The sequence below is a fragment of the Mucilaginibacter dorajii genome (assembly GCF_024808255.1).
GTDB classification, from domain to species: Bacteria; Bacteroidota; Bacteroidia; order Sphingobacteriales; family Sphingobacteriaceae; genus Mucilaginibacter; species Mucilaginibacter dorajii.
Map to the genome: position 1 here is coordinate 47,216 of NZ_JANTYS010000018.1, position 12,580 is coordinate 59,795.

Below are 12,580 nucleotides of genomic sequence, written 5' to 3' on the forward strand. Positions count from 1 at the left end.
TACTTAACGCTCCCTCGGCTCGGCACCAATGCTAAGTGATAATTTCAGGTTGACGTCAATATCTACACCTTTGCGCAGCAGGTAAACCATACGGATGCGTACCCCAGGCTCCCTTACTATCTCATCTAAAAAGTGCGAGTTATCAATATCCAACACAACGCTGTTACCAGAGTTTGCCGCAATATCTTTACGAATGGCCACCAACACCTCATCGCTGCCATCGGCCTTAGCCATATAAACCCGCAGGGCCGATATATTACCTATGTTATAATTTGAAGGATCTTTTGACTGCAATTTGGCCGATATGATACGTACCTCGCTAATCTGATTGGCGTTGTTGCCATCCTTGGTAAAATCCTGATCGTAACTATTACCGGTGCTTATCACTGTGTGCGGTTCGCCTATCTTTGTATTCGCCATAATCACAAGATCGGCCGTATAAGGAAACGTCGATTTCATGATAGACTGCAGCATACCACAGCTTCCCAAAAGCAGCATAGCAGCAAGCAGAAAAAATACAGGTTTCTTCATCATAGTTTATTGCTGTAAGGTAATTGTACTATATTACAATTACAAGTTTAATTGGTTTTCATGTGCTTTACACCGCATAAATATATTAAGATTTTATGGAAACAAATAGTTCTACAAACAGGTTGCCGCTATGCGGCAGATTTGCACAATGAAACAGCCATTTTTATCAACATTAAATCATGTTAAAAACCAGGGCTTTAATTGCCGCATAGCGGCTACCCATTTGTAAATCCACGAAACTTTACAACATCGTGCGGATTTGACACCGAGAAGGAGCTAAAACTCTCCGAAATGCTAAAATTTAAGGACGTACATAAAATATAAACATTTATTGAAAAAAAAGATTAATTGTGTCCTTCAAAACTCTATCTTTGCACCCCGACACTGAGGTCGGGATTTCTCGCCTTCAGTGCATAGGAAAAATCGTTTAAAGGAGACAAAATCCTTTAACTTTTGACTTAGAACTTTTGACTTAAAAAAAGCCCTATGCCCAAAGATAATTCCATCAAATCCGTTCTGATAATTGGCTCAGGCCCCATCATTATTGGCCAGGCCTGCGAATTTGATTACGCCGGCTCGCAAGCCGCCCTTTCCCTTAAAGAAGAAGGTATTACCGTATCCATCATTAACAGTAACCCCGCCACCATCATGACGGATAAAGTTATTGGCGATCATGTGTATCTGCTGCCTTTAACCACTGCAAGTATCGAACAGATACTTAACGAGCAAAAAATTGACGCCGTATTACCTACCATGGGTGGCCAAACCGCGCTTAACCTTTGTATTGAGGCAGCAGAGCAAGGCATATGGGAAAAGTACGGTGTTAAAATTGTTGGTGTTGACATTGCGGCCATCGAAAAAACCGAAAACCGGGAAGCTTTTCGCCAGTTAATGGTTGATATTGGTGTAGGTGTTGCCAAATCAAAAATTGCAAACTCGTTCCTTGAAGGTAAAGAAGGCGCGCAGGAAATAGGTTTCCCGCTGGTTATTCGCCCAAGCTATACCCTTGGTGGTAAAGGTGCCGGTTTTGTACACAAAAAGGAAGATTTTGATGCCGCTTTAAGCAAAGGCTTACAGGCATCACCAACCCACGAGGTTTTGGTTGAACAGGCCGTTATAGGCTGGAAAGAATATGAGTTAGAGCTGTTGCGTGATAATAACGATAACGTGATCATCATCTGCTCTATCGAAAACTTCGATCCGATGGGCATCCACACCGGCGACTCGATCACCGTGGCTCCGGCCATGACATTGAGCGACCGCTGCTACCAGGATATGCGTAACCAGGCTATCCGCATGATGCGCGCCATTGGTAACTTTGCCGGCGGCTGTAACGTACAGTTCTCGGTTAATCCCGCCGATGAATCTATCATCGCCATTGAAATTAACCCACGCGTTTCGCGCTCATCTGCCTTGGCATCAAAGGCAACCGGTTACCCAATTGCTAAAATTGCCGCCAAGCTGGCTATAGGTTACAACCTCGATGAAATAGAAAACCAGATCACCAAAACAACTTCGGCTTATTTTGAGCCTACATTGGATTATGTGATTGTGAAGATCCCCCGCTGGAACTTTGATAAATTTAAAGGTGCCAACCGCGAGCTTGGCCTGCAAATGAAATCGGTAGGCGAAGTTATGGGCATTGGCCGCAGCTTTATTGAAGCTTTGCAAAAAGCCTGTCAAAGTTTAGAGATCGGTCGTGCAGGTTTAGGTGCCGATGGCCGCCAGAGCCGCAACCTGGAAGAAATCATGTACAGCCTGGAGCATCCAAGCTGGGACAGGTTATTCCATATTTATGATGCATTAAGCTTAGGCGTACCTATCGAATCGGTACGTAAAGTTACCAAGATCGATCGCTGGTTCCTGAACCAGATTATGGATGTGGTTAACTTAGAGAACGAGCTACGCCGCTACTCACTGAACAACATCCCTGAAGATTTCCTGTTCACCCTTAAGCAAAAAGGCTTCTCAGATACCCAAATCGCTTATATATTAGGTAACGTTACCGAAGAGGATGTTTACCAGCGCCGCAAGGCCTTAGGCATCAACCGCGTTTATAAAATGGTTGATACCTGCGCTGCCGAGTTCCCTGCTAAAACCCCTTACTACTACTCTACTTACGAAGGCGAGAACGAATCTATCTGCTCCGATAAAAAGAAGATCATCGTATTAGGATCGGGCCCTAACCGTATTGGCCAGGGTATCGAATTTGATTACAGCTGTGTTCACGGCTTATTGGCCGCCAAAGAATCGGGCTTTGAAGCTATCATGGTTAACTGTAACCCCGAAACGGTATCAACCGACTTTAATATGGCCGATAAGCTATACTTTGAGCCGGTTTACTGGGAACATGTACGCGAGATCATCGAACTGGAAAAACCTTACGGGGTAATTGTTCAGCTTGGTGGCCAAACGGCTTTAAAAATGGCCGAAAAGATGCATGAGCATGGCATCAGGATCATCGGTACGTCTTTCGACAACATGGATATTGCCGAAGATCGCGGCCGCTTTAGCGACTTGCTGAAAGAATTAGAAATCCCTTACCCTAAATATGGTGTTGCCGAAAGTGCCGAAGAAGCCCTTGAGGTTGCACATGAAGTAGGTTACCCGGTATTGGTTCGCCCAAGCTACGTGTTAGGTGGCCAGGGTATGAGCATTGTAATTAATGATGAAGACCTGGAGAAAGCCGTAGTTAGCTTGCTGAAAAACCTGCCCGGCAACCGTGTATTGATAGACCACTTCCTTGACCGTGCTGCCGAAGCCGAATCTGACTCAATCAGTGATGGCGACGATGTACACATTGTTGGTTTAATGGAACACATTGAACCCGCGGGTATCCACTCCGGCGATTCATTCGCGGTATTGCCACCGTTTGATCTGTCGGACGATGTGATCAGCAAGATGGAAGAGTACACTGTAAAAATTGCCAAAGCATTAAACGTGCGTGGCCTGTTAAATATCCAGTTCGCTATCAAAAACGACCAGGTGTATGTGATTGAGGCTAACCCACGTGCATCACGTACGGTTCCTTTCATTGCAAAGGCTTATGATGTACCTTACATTAACATAGCAGCTAAAGTGATGCTGGGTGTAAACAAGTTGAAAGACTTTACCATCGAGCGTAAACTATGGGGTTATGCCATCAAAGAACCGGTATTCTCCTTTGATAAATTCCCTGAAGTAAACAAGGAATTAGGTCCTGAAATGAAATCGACAGGCGAGGCTATCCGCTTCATTCCTAACCTGCAGGACCCTTATTTCCGTCACTTGTACAAAGAGAAATCAATGTACCTGAGCAGATAATTAAAACATTAAATTACTATTTGTTGTAGTTTAAGGGCTAATAACATTTGTCCCGACATAAGTCGGGACAAATTATTGTTAAATTTAGTTTCTATAATTTGAAAGTTAATTCAAATAACCAGGCCATCAACCTTAATAATGTTGATCCTGAGGATTTAGGTGAAGTTCTTGGAAAAATTGAAAAATCATTTAATATCAGTTTAGAAGATACATCTGTTAGAGAGGTTAAAACCTTTGGCAAGCTTTGCGATATTGTTGTTGAAAAAGTAAAACATGTAAACAACGAAAGCTGTACTACACAGCAGGCATTTTATAAGATCAGGAATGCCATTAACTCCACCGTTACCGCCCCAAGGGAAATGGTAAAACCCCAAACTAAGCTTGAGGACATCTTTCCCCGCGATAACCGTATTGTGGTTATCAACGAGATAGAAAGAGAAATGGGCTTTCAACTTAACCTGCTGCAACCTAAACAGGGTGTTATAGCCACTTTTGCTTTTGTACTTATCGCTTCATTAGCTGGTTTCTTTTTTCAACCTGTGATGGCTGCTGTAGGTTTAATTGTTGCCCTTGCAGGTTTAGCACTTGCTGGCAGGTTTGGTAAAGAGCTAAAAGTAAAAACCCTTGGCGACCTGGCCGAAAAAGTTGCTAAAGAACATCATCTTAAATGCAAACGCGAGGCCGCAACCGTAAACCAGGCCGAAATAGCCAAAAAAATTAAAGACCTGTTTACCACCAATCTATACTTAGAATCATCTGTTTTAACCCGCGATGCCAGGTTTAATTAACAAATAGTTAAAAAACATATAAATCCTTATTGTTAATTTGCATAAAAAAACACTTTATGCCTGCTAACAATAAGGGTTTTGTATTTTCGATACTATTCCTATGCACTATTTTTTGCGCCGATAAAGCTCATGCCCAGGCAAAAAACGCCATCGGTATTGGTGTAGCCCTCAACACATCAAGGGAAAACAGCCAGGGTTTTGGCGGCCTTTTACAAGGCGAAATCAAACTAACCAAATCTGTAAGTTTGGTACCATCAATAGGTGGTGAGGTACCTTATGCCGTTTATGCGGGCCTTGCGGGCCGGTACTACTTTAATCCAACTTTGTATGTTACAGCCGGCAGTTTCGCGCACTATAATGGCGATGATGCAGGTGGCATTGGCGGCACGGGTGGTATCGGCTTTATGCTGCTTTCAAGTCACCGGCAAACGCTCGACCTTAACCTTCATGGCGATTATATGAAAAACGATTACCGTGCCACACCGGTTGCGGGCATACGGCTTATTTACAGTTTTTCGTTTACGCGGCTTGATTAATTTATAACGCCGATCCTATTTATCAACCAGCAAGCCTCTTACCTCAAACGTTACCTTTCGTTTAGGATCGGTTTTTACCTGGTGTTGCTTTTTACCTGTCACGGTATCGCCGGCCAGGTGTTGCAGGTCATCGGCAATAAATAGCTTTTGGGCTACGCCATCAATGATCACTGTGCGCCCGGTCAGCTCTTTGGGCAGGGTAATGTTATAATCCTTAAAATGCGCCGCTATGATCTTGCTATTGCCGGCGTCCATCTCAAACCAGCCGCCTTTTGCTTTGGTCACCCTGATCACTTTACCCTCAATAGCGGTGATGATCCGTGTTTTTTTGCCCATAAAAGCTTCCACTTTATTGGCCCCCATCACCGTTAGGGTATCTGGTTTTTGGCCGTAAACCATGCCATGAGGTATAGGGATATGCTTTTGAGCAGCTACTGATACAGCGCAAAACATCGATATAAAAAACAACAGAAATTTCATGACTACAGCTTTTAAACACAACAGTGCAACGGGCAAAATGTTGCCTGCGTGGCTTATTGAATTTTAACTGTTACATTTGCCGGCATTAAAGCGTATATATTCACTGTAAACTCATTTATTTGTATTCAATTTGCAAACATCATTTACTTAAATGTTAATGAATGTTAAAATATCTTAATAAAGTAATAAGCTATAGCAAGTTGTTTATTTTTACGGTGTATAAAATACCCTTGCTATATTAATTTGTATAATTCAAAATGAACAAAACCCTTACTCAATCTGTGCTTGCTGTGGCATTTTTATTTATCATTGCTTTGGCCGGAACAGGATGTCTTAAAAGCAATAATTCGGCAAGTTTGCTACCAGTTTTAAGAACAAGCGACGTAGTTAAAGATGCTGCCGATACCAGCGCCCGCAGCGGCGGACTGATTACCGAGAACTCTACCGACGCGATTACCGCTAATGGTGTTTGCTGGAGTGCTACCAATGCAACCCCTACCATTGCCGACTCAAAAACCACAGATACTGTGCTTAACCTGTATTTTGTTAGCAGAATGCATCCGCTTAAGGTTAATACTAAATACTATGCACGTGCATACGCAACAAATGCTGCAGGTACAGCTTACGGAAGCGTAGTTGAGTTTACTACCGGGGCCGATCTTTCTGCCAAAGTTGGTACTGTAAGCACTTTTGCAGGTAGCGCAGCCGCAGGTTTTGACGATGCTACGGGTGCCGCGGCTACATTTTACAGCCCACAAGGAATTACAATTGACGCCAGCGGGAATTTTTACATAGCCGATGCATTAAACAGCGCTATCAGGAAGATGACCAGTGCCGCCGCGGTAACCACCATTACCGGTAACGGTACTATTGGTTATGTTGATGGCTCATTGGCCGATGCGCGTTTTTATGCGCCACAAGCCCTGGTTACCGATGCCACCGGAAACATTTATGTAGCCGACTTTAGCAATAACATGATCCGTAAAATTACTCCCGGTGGTGTGGTAAGCACCCTTGCAGGAAGTGGTACTGCAGGTTATGATGACGGAACAGGCGCTAATGCCAGTTTCAACAACCCACGTGGTTTAGTATTTGGTGCCGATGGAAACTTATATGTAGCCGATAGAGGTAACAACCTTATCCGTAAGGTAACCACAGCCGGCGTGGTAACTACATTTGCCGGCAACAGGGCTGCAGCCCAGGTTGATAACCTTACGGGCACCAGCGCCTCATTCAACAAGCCATCGGGCATAGCTGTTGACGCATCGGGCAACCTGTATGTAGCTGATTCGTTTAACTACTCTATCCGTAAAATTACAGCTGCCGGTGTGGTGACTACCTACTTCGGCAAATCAACCCACAGGATAGTAGGCACACCATCTGCCATAAGTATTGATGCCAAAGGCAACATGTTTATAACAGATCAAACCGGCCGCGTATTTGAAGTAACTTCCGATAAAGTGCTTATACCATTAGCTGGCTTAAGTGCAACTGCCGGCTTTACCGATGGTACCGGGACCAGTGCCCGTTTTGCATCGCCGCAAGGTGTAGTTGCCGATGGCAACGGAAACATTTACGTAACCGACGCCGGCAATAACAGCATCCGTAAAATAGTATTACCTTCTTTATAGAGGACTTTGGGGACGATAGGACTATTGGACGATAGGACTTAGACAGTTAAAAAGAGGATGGAGAATACGTATTCTCCATCCTCTTTTTGTTTATATCCTTTTTTTGATATCTCATAATCATCTCACAGTCCTACCGTCCAATAGTCTCCAAGTCCAATAGCCTATCCAAACAACTGCCCAAATACTTCTTCAATGCTGCTCACTATTTTGATATCGATATCATAGCGGGACAGGTCCATCCGTTTTTTATCCTGGCCGCCTGATGGGAGGTTGTATTTGGAGATAAAGATTTGGTTAAAGCCAAGCTTCTGAGCTTCGGCAATGCGCTGTTCAACACGGTTTACAGCGCGAATCTCGCCGGATAATCCTATCTCGCCGGCAAAACATGTTTTAAAGGGTATGGGCATATCCTCGTGCGAGGAGATGATGGCCGCGGCCAAACCCAGATCGATAGCCGGATCTTCTACCCGGATGCCGCCGGTAATGTTCAAAAACACATCCTTGGCAGCCAGCCTGAAACCACAGCGTTTTTCCAACACAGCCAGCAACATACTCATCCGTTTGGTATCAAAGCCTGTTGCGGTACGCTGTGGCGTGCCATAGGCCGATGTGCTTACCAGCGCCTGGGTTTCAATCAGCATGGGGCGCATGCCCTCTAACGTAGCCGATATGGTAATGCCGCTCAAGGGCTCATCCCTGTGCGATAGCAGGATCTCGGATGGGTTTGATACTTCCCTTAGCCCCTCGCCTAACATTTCATAAATACCCAGCTCAGATGCCGAGCCGAAACGGTTTTTGATGGTGCGTAGTATACGGTACACGTGGTGCCTGTCGCCCTCAAATTGCAGCACGGTATCAACCATATGCTCCAATATTTTGGGCCCGGCTATCATACCATCCTTGGTAATATGCCCTATCAGGAACACCGGTGTAGAGGTCTCCTTGGCAAAGCGCAGCATTTCGGCCGTACACTCCCGTACCTGCGACACACTGCCCGGGGTAGATTCAATATGTGAGGAATGCAGGGTTTGAATAGAATCAATCACCACCAGATCGGGCTCCAAAGCCTCTATTTGTTTGAAAATGTTTTGGGTTGATGTTTCTGTCAATATAAAACATCCGCTCCCTATTGCTCCCCCTTCAGGGGGCTGGGGGGCCAATCTTTCCGCCCTCATCTTAATCTGTCTTTCACTCTCCTCGCCCGATACATACAGCACCTTAATGTTGGGCATATTGAGCGCAAGTTGCAGCATCAGGGTTGACTTACCTATGCCCGGCTCCCCACCTATCAGCACCAATGACCCGGCTACTATACCGCCGCCCAAAACGCGGTTAAACTCCTTATCGGGTGTTAGGGTACGTTGCTCTTCGCTAAAAGTAATATCGGTTACCTGCACCGGTTTGTTCGCCCGTTGCTGTGTGGTTGATGCGGGTTTCCAGGCGGGTACTGCCGCGTTGCCTTTGTCAATAATTTCCTCAACAAAGGTGTTCCACTGCTGGCATGAGGGACATTTGCCCAGCCATTTGGGCGATTCAAAGCCACAGCTTTGGCAGAAATAAGCGATTTTGGTTTTTGCCATTATTGTTTGATATGCAAATTGCAGATGTGCAAATATGCAGATTATTACCTAATTTACTAATTTAATTAGCATATCTGAAATCCATGGCTCATTTTCTATCTAAAACCTAAATAATCGCTGATTATCAACACATTAAATTATTAACTTTATAAGTTAACACGGCGGCATAGAACCACTTTTAAAAGCAATCAGTACGCTAACCGTTATCAACGGTACTTCAAAAGAGAGGTTAATAGCATAAAAATGGCTATCTTTTGTAACCTCCCATACACCTTTGGGATCCTTTTGAACACCTTTGGAATGACTTTGAAGCCCCTGCGGGTATCCTGCGGATCACCTCCCGATTACCGACAAGATAGTGTCACCATTAAAGACGGTTTTAGTACTTAATTTTGCAGGCGATAAAATCGGCAATTTGCAGGGTTTTTAAAACCCGGAAGATTAGTTGAATGATTGCGGGTGTTCGAAGCCCAGCTTGTAGGCAACTTGGGCGATGGAAAGGTTAGTAGTACTTAGCATCTCCTTAGCCTTCTCAATCAGTTTGGCATGAATGTGTTGCTGCCTGTTTTGCCCCGTAAGCGTACGCAGCATATCGCTGAGGTAATGCGATGACACGTTCAACTGCCCCGACAGTTGCTCAACCGCAGGCAGTCCATCAATCAAGGTTTTTTCGGTATCAAAATACCCGGCTAACAGCTCCTCTACTCGGGTGAGCATATCATTATTGGCTGCTTTGCTCCTGTTTTCATGATGCTTATTTTGAAGCATGAAAATCCTAAAAAAGGAATTTCCATGATTAGTATTCCTTGACTGAAGCTTACCCGCACTTTACGTATTTAGGATAATTATAGACTTACTTAAACCATCGTAAATTGGGGCCGACCTTTTTAGCCGGCCCTAATTTGAATTTTTATTTTATAGCATCATTAACGGTCTGGCTATCCACAAACTGTTCAAAGCTGATGATCTTGCCGTCTTTCAACTTCCAAACATGCGCCACCCTGGCTGTAAAGGGTTTGCCGGTGAGTTTATAGGTGCCTGTATAAGTACCATACGCAACAACCTTGTCGTCACTGGCAACATAGTCTTCCGGAGTGAACTTATAGCCTACCCATTCGCTGCCTAAACGGCTGAATACATTTTTGGCAATATTTTCCAGGCCGATATAGGTACCACCGTAGGGAAATCCTTTGGCTTCCGTCCAGCTGATATCTGCAGCCACATATCTGGCTAAGTTCTTACCGTTCTCCTCCGAAGTTTTACCTTCATAAGTGCTCCTTACAATTTCTAAATTGGTCATTTTCTTTTGATTTAAAGTACAACCCGGCAATGCGATAAGCAGTGCCAGGCCGAACGATTTAAATAATTTTACCATTTCATTTCACCCGTGTTTACTTTAGCACCAATTTGCAGGGCGGTTTCAAAAGTTAACGTCGGATATTTTGCTTTGATCGCTTTGATCAGGGCTTCAGAAGTCTTGTTATTTTTTAACGCCTCTTCGTAAAACTTAATATAACTTTCTGTATGTTTTACAGCACCAATATCAAAAGGGCTTGCAGAATTGGCGTGGGCAGGAACCACAATAGCCGGATGCAGGGCTTCAATTTTGTTTAAAACACCGATCCATTGTGTGCGGGCTTCCGCTGTTTGCGCATCGGCCATCCAAAGATTGAAGGTGGTTCCAAAGATGTTGATACCGCCTACAACTGCTTTAATGGATGGTATCCACACAAACGTTTTGGCCGGGAACTCATCTAAGCCATAAACCTCTAATTTCTGGCCTTCCAGATCAATACTATTCCCTTTTAATACCTGCGGTAAAATAACATTTGAGGTTACCTTATTGCCCAATTGCCCACCCCAAACATCTAATTTCTTTTGAGCAGTAGCTTTAATATGATCTACAGTTGATGCCGAGGCATAAGCCGTAACTTCGGGAAAATACTTTTTGAATACTTCAAGGCCGAAGTAAAAATCAGGATCGCCGTAAGAAACATAAATAGCTGTTAACTTCTTACCGGATTTTTTGATCTCCTGAGCCACTTTTTCAGCATCCGCCAGGGTAAATTGCGCGTCGATCAGCACAGCATCAGTTTTTCCTGATACGATGACTGATGCTACGCCAAAACTGTTTTCTGCCGCGTTGTAAATCTGAAGTTTTAGATCGTTTGCTTCAATAACTTTGAAGCTTTGTGCCTGTACGTCCATTTTGAATAAAATTAAAGTGGTTAGTAATACAATTGAAAAAATTTGTTTCATCTTCTTAATTTAAATGATGAATCAAAAATGCTTACAGTACACGCCTTAAAACATTGAACAAGTTCAATAAATGCAGGCCACTTATTTTCGACCAGCAATCTTCCGTCTGATCTTACTCAAAAATTCGTGGCTGATACCTAAATATGCGGCGATCTGAAGATTGGAAAGCCGTTGGAAGAGCTGGGGATATTTTTCTATAAAATCAAGGTAGCGTTGGTCGGCCGTTTTACCCAGGTTATCTATCATCCTTCTTTGCAGGGCAACATGTGTCTTTTGGGTCATTATCCTGAATAGCTTCTCTATTTCAGGTAGGTTTTCGTAAGCAAACTCCTTATCTTTTTTCGAAATTAACAGCACCTCGCTATCTTCCAACGCTTCAATAAAAAGTTGGGATGGGATTGCGTTGGTAAAACTATCAATATCGGTGATCCACCAATTTTCAATTGCAAAATAAAGAATCTGATCAAAACCATTGGAGTTAATGTGATATACGCGAAAAAGCCCTTTGATAACAAAGCCTTCAAATTTGCAAACTTCGCCCGCCCTCAAAAGAAAGCTTTTTCGCTTGATAGATTTTTGTTGGAATAAATTGCAGAAATCCTCCAATTCCTTAGCCGAAAGTACGATATGACTACTGATATTTTGTTTAAGTAGGTTGTTCATCTTTAATTAAGTAATCTGCATCTTAGTGTGCATTCGTTTTTGACAAGAAATTAAGCACGAGTACACCAGAAACAATAAGCAAAATGCCCATAATAGCTGGCAGATCCATTTTTGATTTGAAAACTACGACAGAGACAATAGCTGTGAGTACAATACCCAAACCTCCCCAAATGGCATAGGCAACGCCTAAAGGAATGTATTTTAATGTAACAGACAGGAAGTAAAAGCAAGCCAGGTACGATATAACAGTAATGACGGATGGAAGGGGCTTAGAGAACTGGTTTGAGGCATTAAGAAAGCTTGACCCGGTCACCTCTGAGATGATAGCCAACGCCAGATATAAATATTTCATTTTTAAACTTCTTGTTTAATACGTTGATCTAACATGTAAACTACCCGCTTATCCTCGCGGTTGGGCATCCCACTTATTGAGGTACAAAGGTATTAACATCACAGCAACTAAAATTACCTTAAATAAATCCCGCTCGTAATCGTTTTTTTTTAAATGAGCAGTATACTTTATTATATCATAAAAAATTCCGATGAGGGGCTGTGCCTTAGTACTGGATGACATAAGGAAAGTAACCATTTTGATCAATAACTTAAAAAATCTTTAACTCCAATCAAATCGTCAACAAAACGATGCAGGTGTTCAACATTTACCCATGCCAACGTTTGCCTAATTGATCTTTATTATCGGTTGCCGCCTCATAAACTACTGCTGCTATAACGGCGGGTTCCGAAAATTCCATGAGCGTACCATCGGTAAAACCAACCATCATGTGTTGGTTTTACTCATCGCAAGCACT

General features: G+C 43.4%; 13 protein-coding genes. 4 read left to right on the top strand and 9 right to left on the bottom strand.

Translation table 11 applies throughout. The features are described from left to right. Nucleotides 1–3: 3 nt before the first annotated feature. Entirely contained in the window at nt 4–534 is a 531-nt protein-coding gene (locus tag FHS10_RS21245; protein ID WP_259094397.1) for a hypothetical protein, read from the bottom strand. Between the two features lie 483 nt (nt 535–1,017). Between FHS10_RS21245 and carB the strand changes: the two genes are divergently transcribed. The 3 genes from carB to FHS10_RS21260 all read left to right on the top strand — a co-directional run bounded on the left by carB (nt 1,018) and on the right by FHS10_RS21260 (nt 5,158). Continuing rightward, nucleotides 1,018–3,834 carry a carbamoyl-phosphate synthase large subunit gene (carB, locus tag FHS10_RS21250; RefSeq protein ID WP_259094398.1) on the top strand — a complete coding sequence of 939 codons (2,817 nt, stop codon included), beginning with the start codon at nt 1,018–1,020 and terminating at the stop codon, nt 3,832–3,834. A 98-nt stretch (nt 3,835–3,932) separates the two neighbouring features. Further along, on the top strand, nt 3,933–4,622 hold the full coding sequence (locus FHS10_RS21255) for a hypothetical protein (protein WP_259094399.1): 690 nt from the start codon (nt 3,933–3,935) through the stop codon (nt 4,620–4,622). Nucleotides 4,623–4,678: 56 nt separating this feature from the next. Continuing rightward, a complete protein-coding gene (locus FHS10_RS21260) occupies nt 4,679–5,158 on the top strand; it encodes a hypothetical protein (protein WP_259094400.1) in 480 nt (159 codons plus the stop codon). A gap of 15 nt (nt 5,159–5,173) precedes the next feature. Here the strand turns inward: FHS10_RS21260 and FHS10_RS21265 are convergent, their stop codons facing one another. Further along, nucleotides 5,174–5,638, bottom strand: a complete 465-nt coding sequence (locus tag FHS10_RS21265) for a DUF4920 domain-containing protein (RefSeq protein ID WP_259094402.1) — start codon at nt 5,636–5,638, stop codon at nt 5,174–5,176. A 257-nt stretch (nt 5,639–5,895) separates the two neighbouring features. Between FHS10_RS21265 and FHS10_RS21270 the strand changes: the two genes are divergently transcribed. Then, nucleotides 5,896–7,269, top strand: a complete 1,374-nt coding sequence (locus tag FHS10_RS21270; protein WP_259094403.1) for an NHL repeat-containing protein — start codon at nt 5,896–5,898, stop codon at nt 7,267–7,269. 161 nt (nt 7,270–7,430) lie between these two features. On the opposite strand, the gene radA is transcribed toward FHS10_RS21270, so the two are convergent. The 7 genes from radA to FHS10_RS21305 form a co-directional block, all read right to left on the bottom strand. Beyond that, the gene (gene radA / locus FHS10_RS21275; protein WP_259094405.1) at nt 7,431–8,849 is read right to left on the bottom strand and encodes a DNA repair protein RadA; all 1,419 of its coding nucleotides are present in this window, start codon (nt 8,847–8,849) and stop codon (nt 7,431–7,433) included. 441 nt (nt 8,850–9,290) lie between these two features. Beyond that, nucleotides 9,291–9,617: a helix-turn-helix transcriptional regulator gene (locus FHS10_RS21280; protein ID WP_259094407.1), complete on the bottom strand. Its 327-nt coding sequence runs from the start codon at nt 9,615–9,617 to the stop codon at nt 9,291–9,293. Between the two features lie 142 nt (nt 9,618–9,759). Beyond that, complete coding sequence (locus FHS10_RS21285; protein ID WP_259094409.1) at nt 9,760–10,224, bottom strand: nuclear transport factor 2 family protein; 465 nt, start codon at nt 10,222–10,224, stop codon at nt 9,760–9,762. Continuing rightward, a complete protein-coding gene (locus FHS10_RS21290; protein ID WP_259094411.1) occupies nt 10,218–11,108 on the bottom strand; it encodes an MBL fold metallo-hydrolase in 891 nt (296 codons plus the stop codon). Before FHS10_RS21290 ends, FHS10_RS21285 begins: the two co-directional genes overlap by 7 nt. Nucleotides 11,109–11,189: 81 nt before the next feature. Then, the gene (locus FHS10_RS21295; protein WP_259094413.1) at nt 11,190–11,771 is read right to left on the bottom strand and encodes a Crp/Fnr family transcriptional regulator; all 582 of its coding nucleotides are present in this window, start codon (nt 11,769–11,771) and stop codon (nt 11,190–11,192) included. A gap of 22 nt (nt 11,772–11,793) precedes the next feature. Beyond that, nucleotides 11,794–12,123: a DMT family transporter gene (locus tag FHS10_RS21300; RefSeq protein ID WP_259094415.1), complete on the bottom strand. Its 330-nt coding sequence runs from the start codon at nt 12,121–12,123 to the stop codon at nt 11,794–11,796. Between the two features lie 307 nt (nt 12,124–12,430). Further along, a complete protein-coding gene (locus FHS10_RS21305; RefSeq protein ID WP_259094417.1) occupies nt 12,431–12,553 on the bottom strand; it encodes a hypothetical protein in 123 nt (40 codons plus the stop codon). Between the last annotated feature and the right edge of the window lie 27 nt (nt 12,554–12,580).